25 protein-coding genes are annotated in these 26,158 nt (G+C 73.4%); 11 read left to right on the forward strand and 14 right to left on the reverse strand.

Translation table 11 applies throughout. The features are described 5' to 3' along the window. Positions 1–2: 2 nt before the first annotated feature. Positions 3–2,372, reverse strand: a complete 2,370-nt coding sequence (locus ABZ836_RS20535; RefSeq protein ID WP_361144104.1) for a SpoIIE family protein phosphatase — start codon at positions 2,370–2,372, stop codon at positions 3–5. A 227-nt stretch (positions 2,373–2,599) separates the two neighbouring features. On the opposite strand from ABZ836_RS20535, the gene ABZ836_RS20540 reads away from it, so the two are divergent. The 6 genes from ABZ836_RS20540 (at position 2,600) to ctaD (ending at position 10,396) form a co-directional block, all read left to right on the forward strand. Next, a complete protein-coding gene (locus ABZ836_RS20540) occupies positions 2,600–3,370 on the forward strand; it encodes a beta-phosphoglucomutase family hydrolase (protein WP_361144106.1) in 771 nt (256 codons plus the stop codon). Continuing rightward, the gene (locus ABZ836_RS20545; protein WP_361144109.1) at positions 3,367–5,721 is read left to right on the forward strand and encodes a glycosyl hydrolase family 65 protein; all 2,355 of its coding nucleotides are present in this window, start codon (positions 3,367–3,369) and stop codon (positions 5,719–5,721) included. Before ABZ836_RS20540 ends, ABZ836_RS20545 begins: the two co-directional genes overlap by 4 nt. Before the next feature lie 260 nt (positions 5,722–5,981). Next, positions 5,982–7,181, forward strand: coding sequence for a hypothetical protein (locus tag ABZ836_RS20550; protein ID WP_361144112.1), 1,200 nt, complete (start codon positions 5,982–5,984; stop codon positions 7,179–7,181). A 5-nt stretch (positions 7,182–7,186) separates the two neighbouring features. Next, the gene (locus ABZ836_RS20555; protein WP_356133230.1) at positions 7,187–7,792 is read left to right on the forward strand and encodes a hemerythrin domain-containing protein; all 606 of its coding nucleotides are present in this window, start codon (positions 7,187–7,189) and stop codon (positions 7,790–7,792) included. A 110-nt stretch (positions 7,793–7,902) separates the two neighbouring features. Beyond that, positions 7,903–8,616: a phosphodiesterase gene (locus ABZ836_RS20560; protein ID WP_361144115.1), complete on the forward strand. Its 714-nt coding sequence runs from the start codon at positions 7,903–7,905 to the stop codon at positions 8,614–8,616. A 70-nt stretch (positions 8,617–8,686) separates the two neighbouring features. Then, positions 8,687–10,396, forward strand: coding sequence for a cytochrome c oxidase subunit I (ctaD, locus tag ABZ836_RS20565; protein ID WP_361144118.1), 1,710 nt, complete (start codon positions 8,687–8,689; stop codon positions 10,394–10,396). Positions 10,397–10,480: 84 nt separating this feature from the next. On the opposite strand, the gene ABZ836_RS20570 is transcribed toward ctaD, so the two are convergent. Genes ABZ836_RS20570 through ABZ836_RS20580 form a run of 3 tightly spaced genes read right to left on the reverse strand, consistent with a single transcriptional unit; the run spans position 10,481 to position 12,455 of the window. Further along, positions 10,481–10,930: a hypothetical protein gene (locus ABZ836_RS20570; RefSeq protein ID WP_361144121.1), complete on the reverse strand. Its 450-nt coding sequence runs from the start codon at positions 10,928–10,930 to the stop codon at positions 10,481–10,483. Between the two features lie 26 nt (positions 10,931–10,956). Continuing rightward, on the reverse strand, positions 10,957–11,997 hold the full coding sequence (locus ABZ836_RS20575) for a DUF3618 domain-containing protein (RefSeq protein WP_361144124.1): 1,041 nt from the start codon (positions 11,995–11,997) through the stop codon (positions 10,957–10,959). Continuing rightward, positions 11,994–12,455 (reverse strand): phage holin family protein, encoded by a 462-nt coding sequence (locus ABZ836_RS20580; RefSeq protein ID WP_356133240.1) that lies wholly within the window; start codon positions 12,453–12,455, stop codon positions 11,994–11,996. Before ABZ836_RS20580 ends, ABZ836_RS20575 begins: the two co-directional genes overlap by 4 nt. A 306-nt stretch (positions 12,456–12,761) precedes the next feature. On the opposite strand from ABZ836_RS20580, the gene ABZ836_RS20585 reads away from it, so the two are divergent. From ABZ836_RS20585 to ABZ836_RS20595, 3 genes are all read left to right on the forward strand, one after another. Next, on the forward strand, positions 12,762–13,352 hold the full coding sequence (locus ABZ836_RS20585; RefSeq protein WP_361144127.1) for a CAP domain-containing protein: 591 nt from the start codon (positions 12,762–12,764) through the stop codon (positions 13,350–13,352). A 119-nt stretch (positions 13,353–13,471) separates the two neighbouring features. Continuing rightward, positions 13,472–14,029, forward strand: coding sequence for a cysteine hydrolase family protein (locus ABZ836_RS20590; protein WP_361144130.1), 558 nt, complete (start codon positions 13,472–13,474; stop codon positions 14,027–14,029). Between the two features lie 54 nt (positions 14,030–14,083). After that, positions 14,084–15,121, forward strand: coding sequence for a hypothetical protein (locus ABZ836_RS20595; RefSeq protein WP_361144133.1), 1,038 nt, complete (start codon positions 14,084–14,086; stop codon positions 15,119–15,121). 159 nt (positions 15,122–15,280) lie between these two features. Here ABZ836_RS20595 and ABZ836_RS20600 read toward each other — a convergent pair whose 3' ends face one another. Genes ABZ836_RS20600 through ABZ836_RS20610 form a run of 3 tightly spaced genes read right to left on the reverse strand, consistent with a single transcriptional unit; the run spans position 15,281 to position 17,105 of the window. Continuing rightward, positions 15,281–16,147, reverse strand: coding sequence for a fructosamine kinase family protein (locus tag ABZ836_RS20600; protein ID WP_361144136.1), 867 nt, complete (start codon positions 16,145–16,147; stop codon positions 15,281–15,283). Then, positions 16,144–16,614: a low molecular weight protein-tyrosine-phosphatase gene (locus tag ABZ836_RS20605; protein ID WP_356133247.1), complete on the reverse strand. Its 471-nt coding sequence runs from the start codon at positions 16,612–16,614 to the stop codon at positions 16,144–16,146. The genes ABZ836_RS20600 and ABZ836_RS20605 overlap by 4 nt, the downstream gene beginning before the upstream one ends. 26 nt (positions 16,615–16,640) lie before the next feature. Beyond that, positions 16,641–17,105, reverse strand: coding sequence for a hypothetical protein (locus tag ABZ836_RS20610; RefSeq protein WP_361144140.1), 465 nt, complete (start codon positions 17,103–17,105; stop codon positions 16,641–16,643). Positions 17,106–17,267: 162 nt separating this feature from the next. On the opposite strand from ABZ836_RS20610, the gene ABZ836_RS20615 reads away from it, so the two are divergent. Beyond that, positions 17,268–17,984 carry a TetR family transcriptional regulator gene (locus tag ABZ836_RS20615; RefSeq protein ID WP_361144143.1) on the forward strand — a complete coding sequence of 239 codons (717 nt, stop codon included), beginning with the start codon at positions 17,268–17,270 and terminating at the stop codon, positions 17,982–17,984. Between the two features lie 18 nt (positions 17,985–18,002). Here the strand turns inward: ABZ836_RS20615 and ABZ836_RS20620 are convergent, their stop codons facing one another. Continuing rightward, positions 18,003–18,437 (reverse strand): MscL family protein, encoded by a 435-nt coding sequence (locus tag ABZ836_RS20620; protein ID WP_356133251.1) that lies wholly within the window; start codon positions 18,435–18,437, stop codon positions 18,003–18,005. Between the two features lie 372 nt (positions 18,438–18,809). Between ABZ836_RS20620 and ABZ836_RS20625 the strand changes: the two genes are divergently transcribed. Continuing rightward, positions 18,810–19,721, forward strand: a complete 912-nt coding sequence (locus ABZ836_RS20625; protein WP_361144146.1) for an aminoglycoside phosphotransferase family protein — start codon at positions 18,810–18,812, stop codon at positions 19,719–19,721. A gap of 26 nt (positions 19,722–19,747) precedes the next feature. Here the strand turns inward: ABZ836_RS20625 and ABZ836_RS20630 are convergent, their stop codons facing one another. From ABZ836_RS20630 to ABZ836_RS20655, 6 genes are all read right to left on the reverse strand, one after another. After that, positions 19,748–20,968, reverse strand: a complete 1,221-nt coding sequence (locus ABZ836_RS20630) for an MFS transporter (protein ID WP_356133254.1) — start codon at positions 20,966–20,968, stop codon at positions 19,748–19,750. Between the two features lie 73 nt (positions 20,969–21,041). After that, the gene (locus tag ABZ836_RS20635) at positions 21,042–21,428 is read right to left on the reverse strand and encodes a hypothetical protein (RefSeq protein WP_356133256.1); all 387 of its coding nucleotides are present in this window, start codon (positions 21,426–21,428) and stop codon (positions 21,042–21,044) included. Continuing rightward, positions 21,425–22,081, reverse strand: a complete 657-nt coding sequence (locus tag ABZ836_RS20640) for a Rieske (2Fe-2S) protein (RefSeq protein ID WP_361144150.1) — start codon at positions 22,079–22,081, stop codon at positions 21,425–21,427. The genes ABZ836_RS20635 and ABZ836_RS20640 overlap by 4 nt, the downstream gene beginning before the upstream one ends. Continuing rightward, the gene (locus ABZ836_RS20645) at positions 22,078–22,677 is read right to left on the reverse strand and encodes a 4Fe-4S dicluster domain-containing protein (protein ID WP_361144152.1); all 600 of its coding nucleotides are present in this window, start codon (positions 22,675–22,677) and stop codon (positions 22,078–22,080) included. Before ABZ836_RS20645 ends, ABZ836_RS20640 begins: the two co-directional genes overlap by 4 nt. An 8-nt stretch (positions 22,678–22,685) precedes the next feature. Next, on the reverse strand, positions 22,686–24,986 hold the full coding sequence (locus ABZ836_RS20650) for a molybdopterin oxidoreductase family protein (RefSeq protein ID WP_356133262.1): 2,301 nt from the start codon (positions 24,984–24,986) through the stop codon (positions 22,686–22,688). Beyond that, entirely contained in the window at positions 24,983–26,062 is a 1,080-nt protein-coding gene (locus tag ABZ836_RS20655; RefSeq protein ID WP_361144155.1) for an MFS transporter, read from the reverse strand. Before ABZ836_RS20655 ends, ABZ836_RS20650 begins: the two co-directional genes overlap by 4 nt. Positions 26,063–26,158 lie beyond the last annotated feature (96 nt).

Below are 26,158 nucleotides of genomic sequence, written 5' to 3' on the forward strand. Positions count from 1 at the left end.
GATCAGACGTCCGGCCGCTCCTCCTGCTCCTGCTCCACCCGGATGTCCAGCACACAGACGTCGTCCCGCCGCTCGCCCTCCAGCATCTCGGCGAGCAGCGGCCCCAGCGACGCGGACCCCGGCTGCTCGTCGTGCCCGGCGGCCGCGGCGGCGAGCCGCTGCAGACCGGCGTCGATGCCTTCCGAGGGCCGCTCGATCAGCCCGTCGGTGTACAGCAGGATCCGGTCGCCCGGCTCCAGCAGGCACTCCGCCTCCTGGAACGGCGGGCTCTGCACGGCGCCCAGCAGCATGCCCGTCGGGCGCTGCAGGAACCGCGCCTCGCCGTCGCGCAGCAGCAGCGGCGGCGGATGACCCGCCTGCGCCCACACCAGCTTCCGCTCCCGCGGGTTGTAGCGGGCCAGCACCATGGTGGCCGTGGCGCGGGGCTCCCCGGTGTGCAGCAGCAGGGCGTTGAGCCGGGACAGGGCGCCGGTCAGCGAGGAACCGGTGATCACCATGCCCTTGGCGGTGAACCTCAGCTGCGCCATGGTGGCCACCGCGTCGATGCCGTGCCCGGCCACGTCGCCCACCACGCACAGCGCGTCCCCGTCGGGCAGCTCGATGGCGCTGAACCAGTCACCGCCCACCTGTATGCCGGACTGCGCGGGCAGATAGGCGACGTCCACCCGCAGGCCCGCGGGCCGCACCGGCTTGTGCGGCAGCGGGAGCAGCGCCTGCTGGAGCCGGCCGGCCAGACTCCGTTCGGCGCGCAGCATGCCGTGCTGGGTGAGCATCATGCGCTCGCTCTCCATCAGGGCGAGCTCGGCGCTGCGCTGGGCGGTGAGGTCCTGCACGAAGCCGTGCGCCTCCACCGGCGTGCCCTGCGGGTCCGTGACCGCCTCGGCCACCGCCCGCAGGTGCCGCACCCCGTGCGCGGTGCGGATGCGGAAGGGGACGTCGAACGCCTCACCCTCGGACGCGAGGGAGCGCACGGCACGGCCGAGGGCCGGCCGGTCCTCGGCCAGCACCTGGTCGGGCAGCTCGTGGTACGGCACGGGGCCGTCGGCGGAGGAGCGGTCGAAGATCCGGAAGACCTGCGGGGACCAGTTGACCTCGCCGGTCAGCAGGTTCCAGTTGGTCCAGCCCAGGTTGCCCAGGCGCTGCACGTCGGACAGCCGCTGCTCCTGCCGTTCGGCGATCTCGTAGCGGGACCAGGTGAGCAGCAGGCCGTCACCCAGCCGCCGGGCCCGCACCGCGAACGTGGGCAGCTCCGCCGAGTCGCCGTCCGGCGAGGGGTACGCCATCGGGTCGCCCTCGAAGGGCTCCCCGGTGGCCAGTGCGTGGAGCAGTCCCTGCCAGGTGTGTTCGTCGGCCAGCGCCGGGAAGGACTCCAGCAGCCGCAGCCCCACCAGGTCCTGGCCGCCGAGACCGGTCAGGCCGACGACCGCGGGGCTGGCGGCCTCGATGCGGTAGTCCTCGACCTGCCCGGACGCCGCGCGCAGCGGGGCCAGGGCCAGCGCCGCCTCCGGCAGCGCGCCCAGCACCGCCTGCACCGTCGGCCGTGAGGCGTCCTCGGAGAGCCGCGTCCGGGGGCCGGAGGCGCCGAGCGCGCCGGAGCAGAGCCGGGCCACCGCGCGCAGCAGCTCGCGCGTCCGCGGCGGAAACGGCCTCCCGGCGTGCGGCAGCAGACCGAGCGCGGCCGCCGGCCGGTCACCCGTGCCGACCGGCAGCCAGGCGCCGGAGTCCCACGCGCCGGCCGGGTCGCCCGGCCGCGGCGACGGCGCCGCCCCGGCGGAGCCGACCGGCCAGTACGGCTCGCGGGTCTCGACCACCGCGGCCACCGGGGACCCCTCGGGCGGCGGGGTCTCACGCCAGCGGTCGGCCAACTCGCCCGCGACGCCCGCGTGTCCGCTCAGCTCCAGCCCTCCGCCCGGCAGGGCCGTGAAGACCGCCACGGCCTCCACGCCCAGCGAGCCGGCCAGGTGTTCCCGCAGGCGACGGGCCAGCTCCATCGGGGTGCGCACACTCACCAGCGCGCGCCCCACCTGCCGCAGCAGCGCGGCGCCCGCGTCCTCGGTGGGCGCGGGCGCCGATCCCCAGGAGGCGGGCGAGGAATCGCGGCCGGGCGAGGCGGGGGAGGGGATGGAGGGGGTACGGCGGGAAGCCGCGGCGACAGGAGGACGGTCCATGGCCCGGTCCAGCGTGATCCAGCACTCGTCCAGCAGCGTACGACCGGCGTCGCGGGCCCGGCGGAGCAGTTCCGCGTGCGCCGCGTCGGCCGTCACGCCGGTCAGGGCCATGACCACACCCTTGGCACGCTCCAGCACGGCTTCGGGCGCCACCACGTCGGGGACGGCGCCTGCTTCGGCGGAACGGGCTGGATCGGTTGTCACGTGATGAGCATGGCACATCCGGTGCGGCCGGATCACGCGGACGCCCACGTCAGCGCATCCATGAGGGACCTTCGGCCCTGGTGCCCCGCCCCGTGCCGGGGCAGTGTGGAATCCCCCCGTCCGCCTCCGGGGGCGGGTTCGGCCGAAAACCTTCCCCGGGTTCCCTTTCACCCACCCCGACGAAAGCCGGCAGGCAAGGTTCGGCGCCCGGTGGGAAGGTGGTCGGCATGAGCGATCTCGGCCTCCCCGCACAGATCCGCGCCTGCCTGTTCGACCTCGACGGTGTCGTCACCCGGACCGCCGTGGTCCACGCGGCGGCCTGGAAGGAGACCTTCGACACCTTCCTGAGGGAACACGGCGGAGGCGGCCAGCGGCCCTTCGACGCGGCGCACGACTACGACGAGTACGTGGACGGCCTGCCCCGTGCCGACGGCGTGCGCTCCTTCCTCGCCTCACGCGGCATCACGCTCCCCGAAGGGTCGCCCGACGACCCGCCGGACGCCACGACCGTGCAAGGACTCGGCAACCGCAAGAACGACCTGGTGCTGCGCAAGATCCGCGAGGGCGGGGTGGAGGCGTACGACACCACCCTCGAGTACATCCGCGAGGTCCGCGCCCGAGGGCTCGCCACCGCGATCGTCTCCTCCAGCAAGAACTGCCTCGACGTACTCCGCGCGGTGGACGCCGTCGGTCTCTTCGACGTCCGCATCGACGGCGTGGTCGCCGCCGAGCGCGGGCTGCCGGGCAAGCCACGGCCGGACACCTTCCTCGCCGCCGCCGCCGACCTCGGCGTGGAACCCTCCCAGGCCGCCGTGTTCGAGGACGCGCTGGCGGGCATGGACGCGGGGCGCGCCGGACGCTTCGGCCGGGTGATCGGCGTGGACCGGGTGGGGCAGGCCGAGGCGCTGCGCGCGCACGGCGCGGACGTCGTCGTCCAGGACCTGGCCGAACTCGCCGGTCCCGCGGAGGCGACCCGCACCGTGGGAGGTGAGAGGTGATCAGCCAGCGTTCGTACGCCGTCGAGCCCTGGACCGTCCGGGAGACCGAGCTCAGCCTGGACGTCCTGGCGCAGAGCGAATCGGTCTTCGCACTCTCCAACGGCCATGTCGGCTGGCGCGGCAACTTCGACGAGGGGGAGCCCCACGGCCTGCCCGGCAGCTACCTCAACGGCGTCTTCGAGCTCCACCCGCTGCCGTACGCCGAGGCGGGCTACGGCTACCCGGAGTCCGGCCAGACGGCGATCAACATCACCAACGGCAAGGTGCTGCGGCTGCTCGTCGACGACGAGCCCTTCGACCTCCGCCACGGCCGGCTGGTCGCCCACGAGCGGAACCTGGACCTGCGCCGCGGCGTCCTCGAACGCAGCTGCGACTGGGTGTCCCCGGCCGGCTCGCGGGTTCGCATCCGCTCCACCCGCCTGGTCTCCCTCACCCAGCGCGCCATCGCCGCCGTCTCCTACGAGGTGGAACCGGTCGACGCCCGGGTCCGCGTCGTCCTCCAGTCGGAACTGGTGGCCAACGAGCAGCTGCCGGACGGCACCGGCAGCGACCCCCGGGCCGCCAAGGCGCTCCAGTCGCCGCTGGAGCCCGAGCAGAACTTCGCCTCCGGCAACCGGCTGCGTCTGGTGCACCGCACGCGGCGCAGCGGCATCCGGGTGGCCGTCGCCGCCGACCACGTGATCAGCGGGCACCAGCCGGTCGTCACCGACAGCGAGAGCGAGGACGACCTCGCCCGGCTCACCGTCACCTCGGTGCTGGAGCCCGGGCAGCGGCTGGTGCTGCACAAGGTCGTCGCCCACGGCTGGTCCCGCACCCGCTCGCTGCCCGCGATGAGCGACCAGGTCGACGCCGCCCTGGCCGCCGCCCGGCACAGCGGCTGGGACGGGCTGCTCCAGGAGCAGGAGGAGTTCCTCGCGGACTTCTGGGGACGCGCCGACGTCGAGGTCGACGGCGACGAGGAGATCCAGCAGGCCGTCCGCTTCGCCCTCTTCCACGTCCTCCAGGCGGGCGTCCGGGCCGAGGAACGCGCCATCCCCGCCAAGGGACTCACCGGATCGGGCTACGACGGGCACGCGTTCTGGGACACCGAGACCTTCGTGCTCACCCCGCTCACCTACACCTCGCCCAAGGCGGTGGCCGAGGCGCTGCGCTGGCGCTACAACACCCTGGCCGTCGCCAAGGAGCGCGCCGCCACGCTGGGCCTGCGGGGGGCGGCGTTCCCCTGGCGGACCATCGACGGCTCCGAGTGCTCCGGCTACTGGCCGGCCGGCACCGCCGCCTTCCACGTCAACGCCGACATCGCCGCCGCCGTGGTCCGCTACGTGGCCGCCACCGGGGACACCCGTTTCGAGCGGGAGGTGGGACTGGAACTGCTGGTGGAGACGGCCCGCCTGTGGCGCTCGCTCGGCCACCACGACCACCACGGCAACTTCCACATCGACGGCGTCACCGGCCCCGACGAGTACAGCGCGGTCGTCGACGACAACGCCTACACCAACCTCATGGCCCGGGCCAACCTCCTCGCCGCCGCCGACGCCGTGGAGCGCCACGCCGACGAGGCCGCCCGGCTCGGCGTCGACGAGGAGGAGAGCGCGGGCTGGCGGGACGCCGCCGGTGCCATGCACATCCCCTACAACGAGGAACTGCAGGTCCACGAACAGTCGGCCGGCTTCACCGGCCACCAGCGCTGGAACTTCGAGAAGACCGGCCCCGACCAGTACCCGCTGCTCCTCCACTTCCCCTACTTCGACCTCTACCGCAAGCAGGTCATCAAGCAGGCCGACCTGGTGCTGGCCATGTACACGTGCGACGACATGTTCGACGAGGAGCAGATCGCGCGGAACTTCGCCTACTACGAGCCGCTGACCGTCCGCGACTCCTCCCTCTCCGCCTGCTGCCAGGCCGTCATCGCCGCCCGCGCCGGCCACCTCCGGCTGGCGTACGACTACACGGCCGAGGCCGCCCTGATGGACCTCGACGACCTGGAGCACAACGCCCGCGACGGCCTGCACATCGCCTCCCTGGCCGGAGCCTGGCTGGCCCTGGTCGCCGGGTTCGGGGGGATGCGCCAGCGCGGCGACCGGCTGGAGTTCTCGCCCCGGCTGCCGGAGAAGTTCAGCCGGCTCGCCTTCACCCTGCAGGTCCTCGGCCGCTGCCTGAAGGTGGAGATCACCCAGGAGACGGCGGCGTACAAACTGGTCAGCGGGAAGCCGATGACCATCACCCACCACGGCACCCCGGTCCGGGTGACGGTCAACGGCGGAGGCCCCGTGGTCCGCCCGGTCCCCAACCCGGTCCACCGCCCCACCCCCGCGCAGCCCCCGCACCGCCCGCCGAACGGCGGACGGTGACGGCCGCGCCGCCCACCGCCCGCTCCTCGGCACGCTCCCCCCGGGACGCCCGCCCGCGGAGCCCCGGCGCCACGGGACCCCGGCGCCACGGCCCTGGGACCGGGCGGCCACACGGACGTGGCACCGGTGCCCTGAACGGATGAACGACCGGTCGCCCGGGGCGTGGACCGGCGCCGGGGCGGGACCCGGCACGGAGCATGACGGACGACCGGCCCGCTCCCTCCCCGGGACGCGGCACCGCCCCCGAACCAGGAGCACGCGTGAGCTTCAACCCGCTCGAACAACGGGGCATCCCGTTGGACCGGCAGCTGCGCAACTGGCGGGAACTCGACGTCGAGCCCGTCGACCCGGACCACGGCGACCCCTACACCCGCTGCCGCGTCATCACCATGAACGGCATCGAGGTGGAGGCGATCCTCTTCAGCCACCAGCTCGCCCGGCACTGCCCCGACCCCGAGGTCAAGCGACAGCTCGCCGAGACCCGCTACATCGAGGCCCAGCAGCAGAAGGCCGTCAACTGGCTGCTCCCCGGAGTCGCCTCGGTCCTCGAGACGACCATCGCCTACGAGCAGGTGGCCGTCGACCTGACCGCCTGGATCGCCCGGATGGAGCCCGATCCGTACCTCCAGCAGGCCTACCAGTTCGGCGTGCTCGAGGACTTCGACCACCTGTACCGGTACGCGAATCTCTACGAGATCATCGAGCACCGCAAGGCGGAAGCGATCGTCGACCGGCTCACCGAGGTGATGCCCGGCCGGCCGACCAAGTACCACCACCGCCACCCGGCCGACAACGTCCGCGACCCGTACGACCGCACGCGGACCGACCCGCTCTCCAAGCTGCACGCGCTGACCGTCATGTCGGCCGAGCAGCAGACCATGAACTTCTACATGAACGTCGGCCCCACCTACATGGAGCCGATCGCCCGGCAGCTCTACCAGGAGATCGGCCTCATCGAGGAGGAGCACGTCACCCACTACGAGTCGCTGGTCGACCCGGGGGAGACGTGGTGGGAGCAGCTCGTCAACCACGAGTACAACGAGTGCTACCTGTACCACTCCTTCATGGAGCAGGAGTCCGACCCCAAGGTGAAGGCGGTCTGGGAGCTCCACCTCAACATGGAGCTGGAGCACCTGCGGATCGCCTGCGACCTGATGCGCCGGCACGACGGACGCGAGCCCGAGGAGGTCCTGCCGCCCGAGCTGCCCCCGGTCCTCACCTTCGAGCCCAACAAGGCCTACCTGCGGGAACTCCTCGCCACCCAGATGGACCTCACCACCCTCGGCGCGGGCTACGTGCGCGACGCCCACGAGCGGTTCGAGAAGCTCCAGGAGAGCATCCACGGCGGCGAGGCGCCCGCCAGCGAGCGGGTCATCGACCAGCACCGCGAGATGTTCGGCCGGGAGTACCGCCTGGAGACCGAGGGCGAGCACCCCGACCCGGCGATGCGGCAGGGGTGAACGGGATGAGCGAGACCGGGACGAGCGGCGCCCGCACCCCGCACGCGGGCGACGACAACGCCCCCGACGACAACGTGGTCGACCTGCTGATGCGCCAGCACGGCGACATCCGGAACCTCTTCGACGAGGTCGAGGCGACCACCGGCGACGCGCGCCGCGACGCGTTCCGCCGCCTGGTCCGCCTGCTCGCGGTCCACGAGACCGCCGAGGAGGAGGTCGTGCACCCCTTCGCCCGGCGGAACGTCACCGGAGGGGAGCAGGTGGTCGCCGAGCGGCTCGAGGAGGAGCGGCTCGCCAAGGAGACGCTGGCCGAGCTGGACGGCATGGACCCGGAGGACCCGGCCTTCCTGCCGAAGCTGCTGGCCCTCCGGACGGACGTGCAACTGCACGCCCGCGCCGAGGAGCGGTACGAGTTCACGCACATCCTGCGCACCGCCGACCCCGCCCGGCTGGCCGCCATGGCCAAGGCGGTGAAGGCGGCCGAGGCCACGGCGCCGACCCACCCCCACCCGGGCGTGGAGTCGGGTGCCGCCAACATGGCGGCCGGACCGCTGGCCGCGCTGATGGACCGCACCAGGGACGCGGTGCGCAAGGCCATGGGCGGCCACTGAGCCGTCGCGCGGCGACGGGGCCCCACCGGCCCCGCCGCCGCGCAGTCGTCTCCGGGAGCGCCCGGTGGGTACGCAGACCGGCCGTCGTCCGGCCGGGAGAGGGGTGTGAGATGACCAAGCTGCTCGGCAGCGCGCTGTACGCCGTCGCCCGACGGGTGGCACGGGTGCGGGCGGCGCCCGCGCTGCACCCGGCCGGGGTGATGTGCTCCGGGACGCTCGAGGTCCCCGGCGACCCGGAGGGCCGCTGGCAGGTGACCTGGCTGGACCGTCCCGCGGTGCACCGGGTCACCGTGCGCTGGTCGAGGGCGGCAGGCCTCCCCGGCGGCCTGCCCGACGGCGTCGGCCTCGCGCTCCGGGTGGACGACGCCGACGGCGCGGGCGCCACCCTCGACCTGCTGTTCACCTCCTGCGGACGCGGCCGGCTCGGCCGCCGCCTGCCGCTCCCGCGCCGGGACGCGCTCGACGGCCCGTACTCCAGCCTCACCGCCTACCGGGTCGGCGACCGGGACCGTGTGCTGACGGCCCACCCCGTGACCCCCGCGGGCGGACCCGCCGGCACACCGGTCACCCTGGCCGGGCTGCGGCAGGCGCTCGACCGGGGCGACGTCCGGTTCCGGCTGTGCACCGAGGCCACCGGCGAACCCCGGCGCATGTTCGCCACCCTCACCCTCGGTCCCGCCGGGCCCGAACCGGCCGGACACACCGTCTCCTACGAGCCGTACGCCCACTGCCTCCCCGGTCTGCGCCCGACCCGCACGCTGCGCGCCGCCCGCGTCGCCGCCTACGCCGGCTCGCGGGAGGGACGGACGGGCCGCCGTGGCTGAGGAGCGGCCGACGGGCCGGTCCGCGCCCGGCCCGGCCGGACCCGAAGCGACGCGAACGCGAAGGACGTCGATGACAGAGACAGAACCGGTCACCCCCGCGCCCCGCAGGCACCGCGGCCGGGGCCGGGCCGTCATCACCTGGGCCTCGACCACCGACCACAAGAGGATCGGGCACCTCTACCTCGCCACGTCGTTCGCCTTCTTCCTGCTCGCCGGTGTGCTGGCCCTGCTGATGCGGGCCGAACTGGCCCGCCCCGGAGTCCAGTTCCTCTCCAACGAGCAGTACAACCAGGCGTTCACCATGCACGGGGCGGTGATGCTGCTGCTCTTCGCGACACCCACCTTCGCCGGGTTCGCCAACGCGGTGATGCCGCTGCAGATCGGCTCGCCCGACGTGGCCTTCCCGCGGCTCAACATGTTCTCCTACTGGCTGTTCCTGTTCGGCGGGCTGATCGCGATCAGCGGCTTCCTCACCCCGCAGGGCGCCCCCGACTTCGGATGGACCGCCTACACCCCCCTCAGCCTGGACCAGCGCACGCCCGGCCTCGGCCCCGACCTGTGGATCATGGGCCTGGCGCTCTCCGGCTTCGGCACCATCCTCGGCGCCGTCAACTTCATCACCACCATCATCTGCATGCGGGCACCGGGCATGACCATGTTCCGGATGCCGCTGTTCACCTGGAACGTGCTGCTCACCTCGGTGCTGGTCCTGCTGGCCTTCCCGGTCCTCGCCGCGGCGCTCTTCGCGCTGATGTCCGACCGGCAGTTCGGATCCCGGGTCTTCGCCCCGGAGAACGGCGGGGCGCTGCTGTGGCAGCACCTGTTCTGGTTCTTCGGCCATCCGGAGGTCTACATCCTGGCGCTGCCGTTCTTCGGCGTGGTCACGGAGATCATCCCGGTGTTCGCCCGCAAGCCGATCTTCGGCTACATGGGGCTGGTGGGCGCCACCATCGCCATCACCGCCCTCTCCGCCACGGTGTGGGCCCACCACATGTTCGCGACCGGGGCCGTGCTCCTGCCGTTCTTCTCGTTCCTGACGTTCCTGATCGCGGTGCCCACCGGCGTGAAGTTCTTCAACTGGATCGGCACCATGTGGAACGGCTCGCTGTCCTTCGAGACACCGATGCTGTGGGCCACCGGCTTCCTGGTCACCTTCCTGTTCGGCGGCCTCACCGGCGTCGTCCTGGGCTCCCCGGTCCTCGACTGGCACGTGACCGACAGCTACTTCGTGGTGGCCCACTTCCACTACGTGCTCTTCGGCACCATCGTCTTCGCGATGTTCGGCGGCTTCCACTTCTGGTGGCCGAAGTTCACGGGGAAGATGCTCGACGAGCGGCTGGGCAAGATCCACTTCTGGACGCTCTTCGCCGGCTTCCACACCACCTTCCTGGTACAGCACTGGCTGGGCGCCGAGGGCATGCCGCGCCGCTACGCCGACTACCTCTCCGCCGACGGGTTCACCGCCCTCAACACCGTGTCCAGCATCGGCTCGTTCGTCCTGGGCGCGTCGACCCTGGTGTTCCTCTTCAACGTCTGGAAGACCGCCCGGTACGCGCCGAAGATCGAGGTCGACGACCCCTGGGGATACGGCCGGTCCCTGGAGTGGGCCACCTCCTGCCCACCGCCGCGCCACAACTTCGTCGCCCTGCCCCAGGTGCGTTCCGACTCGCCCGCCTTCGACATGCACCATCCGCGCCACTCGGCGCTGGAGGAGCGGGAGAACGAGGGCCGGCGGGACGTCGTGGACCGGAGCGGCGACGACCGCGAAGGAGTCCGCTGACTCCTTCGCGGTCGTCGTGGGGGAGGGGGCGGGCGACCCGGCGGCCCGGAATGCCGGGTCGGGCTCCGGTCGCCCGGATCCGTTTCACTGACGGGGGTACAGGGGCCGGATCCGGTCCCAGTACCGCCGCAGGTCCTGGCCCACCTCCTCGATCGTCTGCGGTTCCCGCGCCTCCTGGGGCTGTCGGTCGTCCTGGACCTGGACCTCCGGGGTCTCGCGCCGGGGCGGCGCGTGATCCACGGGTCCCCGGCGCGCGTCCGCGTCCGCGGGGGACCCGGCGGCGGGCGGGGCCGCCGGAGCGGACGTCGCCGGGCGGGCCGGAAGCGCCGCCCGGCCGGTGGTGCGGCTCACCGGGCCGGAGGGCCCGGCGGGCGGCGCGTGCCCGGTGGGCCCGGCCGGCGCGGTGCGGCGCCACGGGGTGCGGGCGGTGCTCGCCGCGTGACGGGAGCGCCGGACGGCGGCCAGCCGGGCACGGGCACCCGCCGCGGCGCCGGCGGCCGCCAGCAGCGCGGCCATCGCGGGCCGGACCGTCATGTCGCCTCCCTCGTCAGGACGCCGGTTCAGTGCCACAGGCCCGCGGGACCGTGGTGACGGTGGCCGTGGCCCAGGGCGTGCTCCAGCCGGTGGGCCAAGCCCTGGTCCTGGGCGAGGGAGTGGGCCAGGGAGTGCGTCAGCCCGGTCGCGGAGGACCGGCCGCCGCCGGCGCCCGTGCCGGCCCGCATCAGCGCGCCGCCCATGGACACGCCCCGCTGCGCGACCTTCGCGCCCAGCAGCGGAGCGCCACCGGTCATGGCGGCGCCCTTCTTGAGGGCCATGCCGCGCATCGCCGACCCGCCGGGTGCGCCGTGGTGGCCGCCCTTCCCCAGGGCGTGCATGGACCTCATGGCGTGCCCGCCCATGGCGTGGCCACCCATGGCGTGGCCACCCATGTGCTTCCCCATGGTGTGCCCGCCCATGGTGTGCCCGCCCATGGTGTGGCCGCCCATGGGGAGCTTGCCCATGGTGTGCCCGCCCAGGGAAGACTTGCCCATGCCGTGCTTGCCCATGGTGTGGCGGCCCATGGACCGCCCGCCGACGGGCAGCTTGCCCAGGGTGCGACCGCCCAAGGTGTGCTTCCCCATGGCGCCGCCCATGTGGCGTCCGCCCATGGTGTGCCCCGCCATGGGGGAGTGACCGCTCCTGCGGATCAGCACCGCCGCCGCGTAGGCGGCCAGCGCCGCCCCGCCGACGGCCATCAGCTGCTTGCGGCGGTCGCTCTCCTCGATCTGGTCCGCCCGGTAGGCGCCGGACCCCGTCATGCCGGAAGGCTGGTAGCCGGCCTCGACCACGTCGTCGGACGAGGAGGACCTGCTGCGCACCCGCTCCTTCGCCTGCACGGCGCGGTCCCGGAGCTCGGTGCGCCGGGCCTCCGCCTGCTGCCGGGTCTCGCGCAGCTTGGTCCGGGCCCGTGCCTTCACATCCGCGCGCGCGGCCAGTTCCTCGACCGTGTGGCCCAGTTCCTCCCGCTTCTCCTCGACGTCCCGGCGCAGTTCGTCCTCGCAGTGCGGGCCGTGCGGCCCCTCATGGGTGTGGGAGTGGTGATGGGTGTGGGTGTTGCTCATCGCCGGCTCCTCTCCTTGATCTCGGCCACGTCGGTGCGCACGCTCGCCATGGTGCGGCGTGGCGCCGCCGGGGTCGCCTTACGGATCATCGACCTGCCCACCAGTGCCATCACGCCGGTGATCAGCAGCAACGCTCCGGCGATGATCAGCGCCGACGCCCAGAGCGGCAGCTCCATGGCGATCGCCGCGATGGCCGCCGTCACCAGCGTCGCCAGTGCCAGGAACCCGAACACCCCGGCCGCCGCGAGCATGCCTCCGCCGGCGCCGAACCGCTTCCCCTTCTGGGTCATCTCGGTCTGCGCCAACCGCATCTCGGCCCGCACCAGATCGGTGAGCTGCCGCGAGGCCTGCTGCACGAGATGCCCCACCGAGGCGTGCGCGTCGGCGGAGCCGGGCTGTGAGCGGGTATCGGTGCGGTGCCCGTTGGAGCGGTGGCGGTGGAAGTCGAGTGTGGTCATGATCGCTTCTCCTCCCGACGGTTCCGGGACGGTCCCGTGGACGACGCCCCGAGTACCCGCCTCGTCACCAGGTCGCACACCTGTCCGTACGTGGCGGGACGGTCACGGACCGCTGCCGCTTCCTGGCCCTGGTCGTCACCCCGGCGGGTCGTGCCGACCCTCCGACGGCGGAACGGCCCGTTACCTGGTCAGGGCCCGGCCGTTGGGAGGACGGCGGTCGACCACCTCGTGCTCGGCCGGATCCGAGGGACGTGACGACAGGTGGAAGGGGACCAGATGGCCGGTGCATGGAGAGCGGGAGCGGCCGTGGGGGTCGCGCTGACGCTGCTGACCCTGACGGCGACGCCGTCGTGGGCGGCGCGGCCCGTGGCGGAGCCGCCGCCCCCGCCGCACGCGCAGCTGTGGACGCCCCACCACCTGCTCCCGTGGCTGCTCGGCGGCGACCACGACGGTCGGTACCGCCCGGGCGAGGGCGCCGGACCCTCGCGTCCCCGCCCGCAGGCGCCGGAAGGGGCGTCCGCGCGCGGCCGGGTCATCGCGGCCGTCAACCACTACCGCGGCCGGGCCGGCTGCCGCCCCGTTCGGGGGCGCGGGGCGCTCCACCGGGCGGCCGGCGCGCACAGCGCGCACCTCTCCCGGATCGGACGGCTCAGCCACCGGGGCCGCGGCGGCAGCTCGCCCGGGGACCGGGTGCGCGCCGCCGGGTACCGGCCCTCCATGGTGGGGGAGAACGTCGTCGCCGGTCCGGACGGGCCGCGCGCGGCGGTCCGGTCATGGATGCGCAGTTCCCCGCACCGGGCCATCCTCCTCGGCTGCCGGTACACCCACGCCGGTGTCGGCGTGGCACGGGGGAACGGCGGGCCCTGGTGGACGCTGGTGATGGCCTCCGGGCGCTGACGGAGGAGAGGCCGGAGCCGCGACGCGAGGACGCGTCGCGGCTCCGTCGCGTTGTCAGTGGTGGCCAGTAGCGTGGTGAGTGTCACATCGGAACGTGGAAGTCGAGGTGGGTTGCCGTCATGAGCACTCTGGAGGGCCGGTCGAAGAGCGGGCTGCTGGTCATCGACGTGCAGAACGACGTGGTGGCCAAGGCCCACGAGCGGGACGCGGTGGTGGGGGCCATCGGGGCCCTGGTCGAGAAGGCGCGCGCGGAGCTGGTCCCCGTGGTCTGGGTCCGGCATCACGACGAGGGGATGCCGGCGGGCGGCGACGGCTGGCAGATCGTGCCGGAGCTCAGGCCCGCCGAGGGCGAGCCGGTGGTCGAGAAGGAGTACGGGGACTCCTTCGAGGACACCCCGCTGGAGACGGTGCTGGCCGAGCGGGGGGTGGGCCGGGTTTTCGTGACCGGGGCGCAGACCGACATGTGCGTCCGCTCGACTCTGCACGGCGCCCTGGCCCGCGGGTACGACGCGATGCTCGTCGCGGACGCGCACACCACCGAGGACCTCTCGCAGTGGGGCGCCCCCGAGCCGGCGGAGGTCATCGCCCACACCAACCTCTACTGGTCCTTCCAGAAGGCGCCCGGGCGCACCGCGGGGACCGTGGAGAGCAAGGAGATCGACTTCTGGGCGAGGTAAGTGATTCGCGTGTTCGAATTTTAGTTCGATAACGTGATGGGGGAGGTGGGAACGATGACCAGCAACGGCGGGAGCGGGACCGGTACGGGGTGCGTGATGCACGTGCGCTGCCCCGAGCGGCTGCCCGAGGCGGTCTACCGGCAGGTCCTGGAACTGCTGGGCGACCTGTCGCCGGTCGTGCAGGCGTCGCCCCCCTCCGCCGCGCTGGTGGACCTCGGGGGAGCGCTGCGGTGCCACGGTGTGGACGGCGCCCGGATCGAGGAGGTGCGGCGGCTCGGAGAGGTGCTGCGCATCCGTTCGATCTCCCGGCTGGGCGTCGACCTGCGGATCGGGATAGGCCCCACGATCGCGGTCGCGGCCACCGCCTCGGGGCAGGCGTCGGGCGAAGGCGGCGTGGGAGGCGTGGTGGCGGTGGAACCCGACGGCGTCGCAGCGTGGCTGGCTCCGCTGCCGGTGGAGGCGCTGCACGGCATCGGCCGTCGCCAGACGGCGGCGCTGCGGGACTACGGCGTCGACCGGGTGGGCCTGCTGGCCGAGCTGCCGCCGGCCACGGTGCAGCGCCTGCTGGGCGGCACGGCCGGCCGGGCGGCGTCGGAGCGGGCCCGGGGCGTCGACCCCCGGCCGGTGGTGCCGCGCGAGCTGCCGGCCTCGGCGGCGGTGAGCCACTCCTTCCCGCGGCAGACGCTGGACGGGGCGGAGGTCCGGGCGGCCCTGCTCGACCTGGTGGTCCGGCTCGGCCTGCTGCTGCGCGGGCGGGGCCAGGCGGCGCGCGGTCTGCGGCTGACGCTGAGGTTCGCCGCGGGCGGCGTCTGGGAGAAGACCCGGCGCCTGCCCGAGCCCTCCGGACACGACGACGACCTGCGCACCCTCGCCTACCAGCTGATGGACGCGGCCGGACTGCAACGCGGGCGGCTGACCGGGATCGGGCTCAGGGCGGAGGATTTGGTGGACGCGGAGCGGGTCGCCCGCCAGATCAGCCTGGACGAGGCGCGGGAGGCCCGGCTGGCGGCCGAGGAGGCCGCCGACGGCATCCGGAACCGCTTCGGGCCCACGGTCATCGGCCCCGCCGCCGTCTACCGCCGGGCCTCCTGACGGCCCGCCTGAAGACGGCCGCCTGCTGACGGCCCTGCTCCTGACGGCACGCCCGCTGGCGGCCCGCCTGCCGACAGCCCTGATCCTCACGGCCCGACTCCCGGCGGTCCGCCACGCGCGGCGGGCCGGACGCCACGGCGTGTCCACCGGGGCGACGTGTCAGCCCGCCAGCGCCGCGCGGGCGGCCGTCACCGTCCGCTCCGCGTAGCCGCGTCCGAAGAGCACCGTGTGCACCAGCAGCGGGAACAACTGGTGCAGGGGCACCCGCCGCCGCCATCCGTCGGCGAGCGGCGCGGCCTCGTCGTAGCCGGCCAGCACCCGGTCCAGACGCGGGCAGCCGAACAGCGCCAGCATGGCGAGGTCCGTCTCCCGGTGACCGCCGTGCGCGGCCGGGTCGATCAGCCAGACCTCCCCGTCGGCCCCCCAGAGCACGTTGCCGTTCCAGAGGTCGCCGTGCAGCCGGGCGGGCGGCTCCGGCGGCCCGGCCAGCTCCGGCAGCCGCGCACACACCCGCTCCACCACGGCGGCCTCCGCCGCCTCGAGCGTGCCGTCGTCCACCGCCCGGCGCAGGTACGGCAGCACCCGCTGTTCGGCGTACCAGGTGGGCCACTCCTCACCGGTGACGTTCCGCATGGGAGCCGCACCGATGTACGCGTCCACCGGACCACCGGGCGGCGGGGTCCCGAACGCCGGAGCGCCCGCCGTGTGCAGCGCGGCCAGGCCGCGGCCGAACCGCAGCGCCGCCCCCGCGTCCGGAACGCCCTCCGGCACACGGTCGCTGACCAGCCACCGCTCGTCCCAGCCGTGCACCACCGGCACCCGGACCGCGCCCGCCTCCGAGAGCCAGCGCAGCCCGGCCGCCTCGGCGAGCACCGCGCGGGCGTCGTCGCCGCGCTTCACCATCACCCGGCGCCCGTCGTCGAGTCCGACCACGAAGAGCGCGCCCGCCGCCCCACGGTCCTCGGACACCGCACGTCGGCCGGTCAGGCGCTCCGCGGCCGCCGCGGGCCCGTCGGCGGCGTTCATCCGTCCAGGCGCTCGCGGACCCAGGCGAGCAGCCCGGGCACGCAGGCCTCGATCATGTCCAGCACGTCCTCGAAGCCCTGCTCCCCGCCGTAGTAGGGGTCGGGCACCTCGAGGTCGCCGGCCGCCACGGCCTCCGGGTCGAAGGAGCGCATCAGCCGGATCCGGGTGGGGTCGTCCACCAGACCGCGCAGCGCCTTCTCGTGCGTGCGGTCCATGGCGACGAACAGATCGGCGTCCAGATGCTCGGCACCGACCTGGGCCGCGGAGTGGCCCGTCGGATAACCGCGCCCGGCCAGCGCGGCGCCCGAACGGGGGTCCACGGGCTCCCCGACGTGCCAGTCGCCGATGCCGGCACTGGTCACCCGGACCCGGTCGCCGAGGCCGGCCCGGCGCAGTCGCTCTCCGACCACCAGGGCGGCCGAGGGGGACCGGCAGATGTTTCCGCTGCAGACGAACGTGAGATGCACCCGACCAGCCTACGGCGGACGGACCGTCAGCGGACCCGCCGGTAGGTGACCTCGACGTCGCGCCGCCAGGAGGAACCGTCCTCCGAGAACTCCCAGGCCCCGGTGACGGTCCCGCCCTCCGGGTCGACGACGGCTTCGAACCGCTGGTGGAAACCGGGCGCGGCCCGCCACTGGCGCCACACGCCGTCCACCAGGTCCGCCCGGTAGACACGGGCCACGCCCCGCCCGTCGGCGTACAGCACGGTGAACTCGTCGGCGGTGTCGTCGTAACCGGTGACGCACGACGTCGGGAACGGCGCGTGCGCCTGCCAGTCCTCGGGCAGGACGGTCTCCGGCCCCAGGAAGGCGCGCTGGTGCAGGAAGGCGCCGCCCTCCAGCCACGCGATCTCGGTGCGCACCGGCCCCACGTCCTCGCCGCGCGCGTACATCTCCCAGATCCCGATCAGGGGCTCCAGCCGCCGCAGGGCCGGGTGCGGAACGGGGTCGTACATGCTGCCCTCCGAGGAGTACGAGCAGGGACGTCCGGCACCGGCACGCTACCGCGCCCGGGCGCCCCACGCCGCCGGAGGACCGGCCGGCGGCCGTTCGGAAACCCGCCGGAACCGGCGGCCCGACACCGGGAACGCTCTGCCCCCGCGTGCGAGAATGACCGGATGGCAGCGGACCACCCAGCAGCGGAGCCCCCGTCGCCGCAGACCCCCACCCCCGGCCGGCGGGAGCTCGCGGTCGCCCGGTCGGACGACCCGGTCCGCGACCGGGCAGAGGAGAAGGTGCGGCGCTTCCTGGACGCCGCGCTGGAACTGGTCACCGGGGCACGGGGCAAGGACTTCACCGTCCAGGACGTCGTGAGGACCTCCGGCCAGTCCCTGCGCAGCTTCTACCAGTACTTCGACGGGAAGCAGGAGCTGCTGCTGGCCCTCCTCGAGGAGTCGGCGCGCAGAACCGCGGACCGGCTCCGGGAGGTCACCGCCGAGGAACCCGACGCGGCGGCCCGGCTGCGCCGCTTCACCCGCGACTACCACCGCCTGTGCCGGCCCCGTCCCGCCGACCGCGAGCACGGGGCCGACGCCGAGGGCGGCGGCGCCCCGGCCGAGCTCGCACGACGGCTGCTGACCGACCACCCCAGGGCAGCGGCGCGGGCGTTCGCCCCGCTGCGGCTCCTGCTGGAGGAGATCCTGCACGACGCGGCCCGGGAGGGCGCCGTGCGGCCCGGCCTGGACCACCGCCTCGTGGCGGGCACGCTGCTTCAGGCCGTGCTGTTCCACCCGTTCGCCCTGGCCGTCGGCGGGACCGACCACGAGGCCCGCGACGCCGACGCCGATGCCGACGCGCTCTGGGACCTGCTGGCCCGGGGAATCACCTCACCCTGATCGTCCTGAACGTACCCCTCAGACGGTCCCGTCGACCCGCTGCTCCGTGCCGCAGTACTTGCACTTGACCGCGGCCTCGGGAATGTCGTCCTGCAGGCAGGCCGGGCAGGTCTTCACCGGCTTGTCCTCGGCGAAGGCCTCGAGACCCCGCCGGGCCTGCACCTTCCGGTAGGGCACGACGATGAACAGGTACACCACCGCCATGAAGATCACGAAGTAGATCAGGGCGGAGATGAACTCACCCAGGTTCAGGTAGGTCGACTCGTTCCCCTTCTCACCGAGCTGCCAGCCCAGCCCCATGGACGTGCCGCCCTGGAACCGGGCGACCACGGGGTTGACGACGTAGTCGGTGAAGGCCTTGATCAACGTGGAGAAGGCCAGGGCGACGATCAGGCCGACCGCTGCCGTGACCACGTCGGCGCGGGTGAGGAAGCTCTTGAAGCCTTTGATCATTCCCTCATGCTCGGCACCACCCCCGGGACCCCGCAGCCCGGAGAGGGCCGAACGGGGCGTCAGGACGCCATCACGCCGCACCGGGCGGCCGGCGGCGACCGCCCCCCGCAGCACACCCGCGCCCGGCCGGCCCGGCACCCCGCCCGAGATCCCCCGTTTGACCGCCGCCCGCGCGGCAACCCGGTTCTCGGTCACGGCAAGCGGCGGGCGGGGCCTCAGTCACCCCGCCCGCCGCACAGGCCGCCGGCCGGACGGTCCGGCGTCACCGCGTCCGCCGCTTCGTTCCTGTCGAGGTCGAGCCGGTTCCCGGCCCCGGACCGAGGGCGGGAAAACCCGGGGCGCCCGTGACCCCGGCTGCGGAAGAATGCCCCCATGCCCGCCTCACCCGCCATGCACACAGGTCAACTCACCGTCTCCGAGACGGAGATGGCCGCTCTGGTGGCCACCCGGTTCCCCCGCTGGAAGGACCTGCCGGTGCGGGCCTGTCCGTCCGACGGAACCGAGAACGCGTTGTTCCGCATCGGTGACGACCTGGTCGCCAGGCTCCGGCTGCTCGGGGACGACCCGGACGCCACGCTGAACGACATCCGGCGGGAGGCCGAGGCGGCCGCGGCGATCGAGGCCGCCACCACCATCCCGACGCCGGGCTTCGTCGCCTTCGGCGAGCCCGGACCGGGCTACCCCCTCCCGTGGAGCGTCTACCGCTGGATCCCCGGCACCCCCGCCACCGCGTCGGACGCGCACGACTCCACCGCCTTCGCCGAGGACCTGGCCGCCTTCGTCCGGGAGGTCCGCGCCATCGACGCCGAGGGCCGTGTCTTCCGCGGCCGGGGCCGCGGCGGGCTCCTCACCGACCACGACGACTACGTCGCCCAGGGGCTGGAGGAGAGCCGGGAACTGATCGACACCCAGGCCCTGGCCCGCCTCTGGGACCGTCTGCGCGACACCCCCCGCAGCGGGCCGGACGTCTGGTCGCACGGCGACCTGATGCCCGGCAACCTGCTCGCCGACGGCGGCCGGCTCGCCGGGGTGATCGACGTCGGCCAGGCGGACGTGGCCGACCCCGCGCTCGACCTGCAGCCCGCGTGGAACTACTTCGCCCCCGCCGCCCGGGAGGCGTTCCGTGCCGCGCTCGGGGTCGACGACGCCACCTGGGACCGGGGCAAGGGCTGGGCCTTCGCCCAGGCCATCGGCTGCCTCTGGTACTACCGCGAGACCAACCCGGTCATGTCGAACCTGGCCCGCACCACCCTCCAGGCCCTCCTGGACGACGAGCCGGCCTGACCGACGGACCGTCGGGCCGGGGCCGCCTACGCGGACGGCTTGAGGGTCCGCATCCGCCCGTAGGCGTACACACAGCCCGCCAGCGCCAGGTCGGACAGCAGCATGAACCCGATGGAGTAGGAACCCTTCGAGCTGTAGATGGCGCCCATCAGCAGCGGCGGCACGAACCCGCCGAGCCCGCCCATCGCGCCCACCACACCGGTCACCGAACCGACCTGCTGCTGCGGCGTCACCTGGGAGACCAGCGCGAACACACTGCCGCTGGTGGTGCCCAGACCCGCCGCCATCACCAGCAGGCAGATCGTGCCCATCGGGTACAGGTGGGGGTCGAAGGCCTGGAACACGGCGAACACCGCCACCACCGCCAGCGCCCCGGCCGTCACCATCGCCGGATGGACCCGGTCCGAGAGCCAGCCGCCGAACGGCCGGAACACCACCGTCACCAGGGCGAAGCCGGCCGCCTTGGCGCCCGCGTCGGTCGGGCTCAGGTCGTACCAGGTCTTCAGGTACGACGGCAGGTAGACGCCGAACGCCACCACCCCGCCGAAACCGATCGCGTACAGCGCCGAGAGTTCCCAGGTGACCCGCAGCCGAGAGGCCTGCCCCAGGCGGGAGGCCAGCGACGCCGTCGGCACGGTCCGGCCCGGGTGGTCGCTGATGAGGAAGAAGGCCGCCACCGCGTACACGGCCAGCGCCGCCGCCACCACCAGGAACGGCAGCGTCTCGCCCTGCTTCGCGATCCGCGGCGTGAAGTAGCCGGAGAGGGCCACACCGCCCATGCCCATGCCGAAGACGCCCAGCGCCAGACCCCGGCGGGACGGCGGGAACCACGAGTTCACCAGCGGGATGCCGATCGCGAACGTGGTGCCCCCCAGACCCAGCAGGAAGCCCACCGCGATCATGGCGAGGAAGGAGTCCCGCGCCGGGATCACCAGCAGCACCGGCACGATCGTCAGCGCCGAGACCAGCGGAAACATCACCTTCGCCCCGTACCGGTCGGTCAGCGCGCCCACCGGGATCCGGCCCAGCGACCCGACCAGCACCGGCACCGCCACCAGGAACGACTGCTGGAAGGAGGACAGCGACAGCTGCCGACCGAATTCGCCCGCCAGCGGCGAGATCAGGTTCCACGCCCAGAAGGTGAGCGCGAACCCGACCGTCGCCGTGAGCAGATTCCGGTACGCCGCCCCGGGAACCGGGTCGGCCGTCTGCGCCGCGTCCCGCGCGGGCCCCTTCGATCGATTCACGCCTCCACGCTAGGAACGCCCGCCCCCGCCCGCCCGGCGGAGTACTCCGGACGGCGGTCACCCGCCCGGCCGCTCAGCGGTCCTCCGGGTCCAGCCACCACAGCCCGAGGACCACCAGGAACGACAGCACCAGGAAGGCCGCGCCCCACCAGGCGGTCCCCACCCGGCCGGCCATCCACGCGTTCACCACCACCGTCAGCGCCCACAGCTGGCCCGCGAGCACCGAGAAGGCGAGCACCAGACGCGCCGTCAGCTTCGACGCGCGCTCCGGTTCCTGCTCACTGCCGGCGCCTGGTCCCGGACCGGTGTGCCTGACACGGCCGTCGCCGTACCCGCTGGTCGGCCTGATCTGCGGATAGCGCTCGTCCACCGGGCGGTTCAGCCACGGCCGGGCACTGCCCGGCCGGTAGCCCTCGCGCCCGAACCCGATCGAGCGGCGCCTCGACGCGTCCTCGCTCACCCGTCCTCACCCTCTCCCGGACAGCCCAGCTGCCGCCGCAGATCCGGCTGACGGAACTGCCGGCACAGCGCGTCGGTCACGTTCTCGCCCGACCGGGCCGTCGCGAACGCCCACACGCTGCCGTCCGGCTCCTCGGTCAGGTACACCCTCGGCAACGGCCGCGGTGGAGGCCCCGCCGTCACCTCACCGGTCCGCACGTTGAACACCCCCTCGTGGCACGGGCAGTACAGCTCGCCCTCGTCGCCCCGGTCGGCCCGCCACATCACCCCGCACGCCAGGTGCGTGCACACCGCGGAGTAGCCGACCAGCGTCCCGTCGCCCAGCCGGACCGCCACCGCCCGGTCCTCCTCCTCCGGGTAGCGGAACGCCACCGACTGCCCGGGCTCGATCCGGTCCGCGATCCGCACCCTCGGCGGCTGCTCGTTCCCGCTGTCCCCGTGCCGGTGCAGCACCCCCGCCGCCACCGCCACCCCGCCGACCGCCAGGCCGCCGGAGACGGTCGCCACCAGGCGCAGGCAGTCCCGGCGGGTGGTCAGGGAGTGGGCCGTGATCCGGTCCCGCATGGCCTCCTGCGCGGCGTCGTGCTCCCGGTCGGCGTGCGGGCCCGCCACGGGGTCCGCCCCCGGCTCCGGCTCCTGCTGGGTCACGCTCATCGCACGTCCACCCCGTTCACCTCCACGACCGGCAGCCCGCCCGGTACCGGCCACCGGGCCCGCTCGGCGGGGACCACCATCGCCACCCCCGTGCGCACGGTGCTCCGCCCGAAGGTGAACTCGTCCACCACCTCCACCCCGGGCCGCTCCTCCCGCAACTCCTCCACCGTCCCGTAGAACAGGGCGCCGGTCGGACAGACCGTCGCGCACATCGGCGCCAGCCCGAACGAGGTGCGGTCGTAGCAGAGGTTGCACTTCAGCTGCAGCTTCGCCGTCAGGTCGATCTTCGGCACACCGAACGGACAGGCGTTGACGCAGTTCGCGCAGCCGATGCACCGCGTGGTGTCCGCCTCCTGCACCACGCCGTCGGCCGTCACCAGGATCGCGTCGGCCGGACAGACCTCCGCGCACGGCGCCACCGGGTCCTCGCAGTGCATGCAGACGGTGGGCAGCGCGGCGACCGACTGCCCCTCCTGCGGATAGTCCAGATGGATCAGGGACTTGCCGCGGTGCGAGTCGCACTCGCGGCAGGCCGAGACGCAGGCCTGACAGCCGATGCAGCGCCCCGGGTCGATGAAGATCGTGCGGCCCATCATGGCGGCGCTCAGCTCCTCTCCGAGGTACCGCGGCCCTGGGACGCGGACGGCGGCAGGACGTCCGACAGCGCGGCCTGGACCTCCTCGTAGCTCTCCCGGCCGGGCGGCACCGGCGGCGCCGGCACCTCGTCGAGGCGTTCGGCGAGCTCCAGCCGGGCGGCGGCCACCTTGTACTCCGGGATCCGCGACCGCGGATCCAGCGCGTCCACGGTGAGCACGTTGGCCGCCACCGGCGACGGCCAGTGGTACGGCACGAACACCGTGTCCGGCCTGATCGCCTCGGTCACCAGCGCCGGGAACACCACGCTGCCGCGCCGGGTCACCACGCGCACCGGGTCGCCGTTGCGGAACCCCTGCGAGGGGTGCACCTCCACCCACGGCCGCGGCGTCTGCTCCACCAGCCCGCCGAGCCGGCGGGTCTGGGTGCCCGACAGGAAGTGCGCCACCGTCCGCCCGGTGGTCAGCGTCAGCGGGTACTCCTCCGTGTGGACGTCCGCGGGCGGATGCCACTCCACGGTCTGCAGGTGCATCCTGCCGTCCGGGTGGTAGGAACGCAGGTCCTCGAAGAGCCGCGGGGTGCCGGGATGGTCGGTGGACGGGCACGGCCAGGAGATCCCGCCGGTCTCCTCCAGACGCTCGTAGGTGATGCCGGAGTAGTCGACCAGCGCCCCCGCCGTCGCCACCCTCAGCTCCTCGAACACGTCCCGCGACCCGGTGAACGCGAACTTGTCGCCCGCCCCCAGCCGCCGCGCCAGCTCGCACAGCACCCAGGTGTCGGTGCGCACCCCCGGTGGCGGATCCTGCGCCTTGTTGTGCTTGACCACCCGGGCCTCGGCGTTCGCCGTCACCCCCTCGTCCTCCGCCCAGACCGTCACCGGCAGCACCACGTGCGCCTCCGCGGCGGTCTCCGAGAGGAAGAAGTCCAGCTGGACGTGGAACTCCAGCCGGTTGTAGCCGTCCTTCACCGTGGCGTGGTTGGGGAGCGAGACCAGCGGGTTGTTGCACACGCCCAGCAGCCCGCGGATCTCGCCGCGCTGCATCTGCCAGACCATCTCCATCATCGACGTGCCGACACCCGGCAGTTCCGATTCGTCGATGCCCCAGATCTCGCAGATCTGCCGGCGGTGCTCCGGGTTCTTCAGGTCGCGGCCGCCCGGCAGCATGTCCGACTTCTGCCCGTGCTCCCGGCCGCCCTGCCCGTTGCCCTGCCCGGTCAGCGTGCCGTAACCGGCGCCCGGACGGCCCACGTTGCCGGTGGCCACGATCAGGTTCACCACGCTCAGGCAGTTCTCCACGCCCTGGGTCTGGTGCTCGATGCCGCGGGCGTGGCAGGCCATCGCGTTCTCGGCGCCCGCGAACATCCGCGCCACCTCGTACACCTGCGACTCGGGAATGCCGCAGATCTCCGCCGCCCGAGAGGGCGGGTAGTCCTGCACGCACCGCACGACCTCGTCCCAGCCGGTGGCGTGCGCGTCGACGAACTCCTGGTCGGTGAGGCCCTCGGCGATCACCACGTGCAGCACCGCGTTGAAGAACGCGGAGTCGGTGCCCGGCCGCAGCGCCACGTGGATGTCCGCCGTCCGGGCGATCGCCGTCTCCCGCGGATCCACGATGATCAGCTTCGCGCCGCGGTCCCGGCCGCCCCACACGTACTGGGTGAGCACCGGGAAGCACTCGCCGATGTTGCCGCCGGCCACCAGCAGGCAGTCGGTCACCAGCATGTCGGCGAACGGGTTGCCGGCCCGGTCGATCCCGAACACCGCCTTGTTCGCGGCGGCCGCCGAGACCATGCACAGCCGCCCGTTGTAGTCCACGTGCCGGGTCCCCAGCGCGACCCTGGCGAACTTGCCCACCAGGTACGTCTTCTCGGTGAACAGGCTCGCCCCGCCCAGCATCCCGAAGGCGTCCCGCCCGTAGCTTGCCTGGATGCGCCGGATCTCCGAGGCCGTGAAGTCCAGGGCCTCCTCCCAGCTCGCCTCGCGGAACGGCTCGTCACGGGAGGCGCGGATCAGCGGAGCGGTCAGCCGCTCGGGGTGGTTGACCTGCTGGTAGGCGTTGACGCCCTTCGGGCACAGCCGCATCCGGTTGATGTCGTGGTTGCGGGGCTCCATGCCGAAGACCTTGCCCGCCTCGTTCACCCGCAGGTACAGGCCGCACTGCACGCCGCAGAAGCAGCAGTGCGTGGGCACCAGCGTCTCGCCCCGCTGGTCCGCGTGCCACCGGTCGGCGGGAATGCCACCCGCGTCACGGAAGGCCTGCGCCCCCGGGGGTGCCAGCGTGGGGTCGAGCGGAATGGTCGGCCGGGTCACTTGTAGCCCTTCTTCACGTTCTCGAGATAGGCGGACCCGCGCAGCACCCGCTTGCAGCGGGGGCAGTACTCGGTCCACTCGTCGAAGTCGAGGCGCAGGTCGCGCATGGTGCCCCGCAGGTTCTCCACGTACGCGTCGGTGTCCACCGGCTCGCCGCAGCGGCGGCAGGTGAAGACCTTCTCGTCCTGCCGCGCCGTGTACTTGAACAGCTGCATCCCCACGGCCGCGGGACGCTGGGCGATGTGGAAGAACTTCCCGAACGGCAGGTAGATCAGGGTGAACACCACCGAGATCATGTGCAGCACCATCAGGAACTCGTAGCCCTGGCCGTGCAGGAAGATGGCGGAGAAGGTCAGCAGCAGCCCCGTCACCGAGATCACCACCAGGGCGATCAGGGGCAGCAGGTCGTAGGCGAAGCGCTGCCCGGTCATCGCCCCCCGGTCGCGCATCCGCCGCCACAGGAAGTAGGACGCCCCGGCGATCACCAGGACGGCCGCGATGTCCAGGCCGTGGAAGAGCAGCCAGCCGAAGAAGCTCAGCGAGTCGAAGGTCAGCAGCTTCACGCCCCACATGCGCCACTCGTAGGACGGGCCGGGGCCGGTGGGGGAGGTGAAGGTGAACCAGCCCCAGGTCAGCGGGAAGGTGATCAGCGCGGCCAGCACACAGCCCCAGAACACCAGCTGGTGCGCCGCCCACCGGGCGTGCGACCGGGCCCCCAGGAACTTCTGGAAGCCGAGATAGGTGGCGATCATCCGGGGCACCGCGGTGGGGGCGCGGCGGAAGTTCGCCGCCGAGAAGAAGGAGCGCCAGCCCTGCTTGAACAGGCGGCGCGCGGCCGGCGCCGACACCCACACGGTGTACCGGTACACCAGACCGAAGACGAGGAAGACGGAGGCCGCCGCGTACGGCAGCAGCGCCGAGTCGAAGTCCCGCAGCAGTCTGCTGCCGAACACGATGGCCAGGATCAACAGGACGGCGGCCGCGGTGCCCGCCAGGGTCGCCCGGCCGGTCACCGAGAGCCGGTCGAGGCGTCGGGCCGGCCCGGGCGCGACGGGCGGGGGGTTGGACTCGCTCACACGGGCACACTAGGAGAGGGTGAGGCAGGAGTGCCCGATTTGTTCCCTCGCGTGAGCATGTCTCACTCCACCGGTCCCTCCCTCGGGACGCCCCGC

This window comes from Streptomyces sp. NPDC047130, from assembly GCF_040643475.1.
Lineage (GTDB): Bacteria > Actinomycetota > Actinomycetes > Streptomycetales > Streptomycetaceae > Streptomyces.

Coding starts and splice junctions, on each gene's coding strand:
- ABZ836_RS20580 (WP_356133240.1), bottom strand. CDS start 12,455: ATGACCACACTCGACTTCCACCGCCACCGCTCCAACGGGCACCGCACC.
- ABZ836_RS20595 (WP_361144133.1), top strand. CDS start 14,084: ATGACCAGCAACGGCGGGAGCGGGACCGGTACGGGGTGCGTGATGCAC.
- ABZ836_RS20555 (WP_356133230.1), top strand. CDS start 7,187: ATGAGCGAGACCGGGACGAGCGGCGCCCGCACCCCGCACGCGGGCGAC.
- ABZ836_RS20575 (WP_361144124.1), bottom strand. CDS start 11,997: ATGAGCAACACCCACACCCATCACCACTCCCACACCCATGAGGGGCCG.
- ctaD (WP_361144118.1), top strand. CDS start 8,687: ATGACAGAGACAGAACCGGTCACCCCCGCGCCCCGCAGGCACCGCGGC.
- ABZ836_RS20625 (WP_361144146.1), top strand. CDS start 18,810: ATGCCCGCCTCACCCGCCATGCACACAGGTCAACTCACCGTCTCCGAG.
- ABZ836_RS20540 (WP_361144106.1), top strand. CDS start 2,600: ATGAGCGATCTCGGCCTCCCCGCACAGATCCGCGCCTGCCTGTTCGAC.
- ABZ836_RS20560 (WP_361144115.1), top strand. CDS start 7,903: ATGACCAAGCTGCTCGGCAGCGCGCTGTACGCCGTCGCCCGACGGGTG.
- ABZ836_RS20620 (WP_356133251.1), bottom strand. CDS start 18,437: ATGATCAAAGGCTTCAAGAGCTTCCTCACCCGCGCCGACGTGGTCACG.
- ABZ836_RS20615 (WP_361144143.1), top strand. CDS start 17,268: ATGGCAGCGGACCACCCAGCAGCGGAGCCCCCGTCGCCGCAGACCCCC.
- ABZ836_RS20645 (WP_361144152.1), bottom strand. CDS start 22,677: ATGATGGGCCGCACGATCTTCATCGACCCGGGGCGCTGCATCGGCTGT.
- ABZ836_RS20610 (WP_361144140.1), bottom strand. CDS start 17,105: ATGTACGACCCCGTTCCGCACCCGGCCCTGCGGCGGCTGGAGCCCCTG.
- ABZ836_RS20590 (WP_361144130.1), top strand. CDS start 13,472: ATGAGCACTCTGGAGGGCCGGTCGAAGAGCGGGCTGCTGGTCATCGAC.
- ABZ836_RS20640 (WP_361144150.1), bottom strand. CDS start 22,081: ATGAGCGTGACCCAGCAGGAGCCGGAGCCGGGGGCGGACCCCGTGGCG.
- ABZ836_RS20570 (WP_361144121.1), bottom strand. CDS start 10,930: ATGACGGTCCGGCCCGCGATGGCCGCGCTGCTGGCGGCCGCCGGCGCC.
- ABZ836_RS20600 (WP_361144136.1), bottom strand. CDS start 16,147: ATGAACGCCGCCGACGGGCCCGCGGCGGCCGCGGAGCGCCTGACCGGC.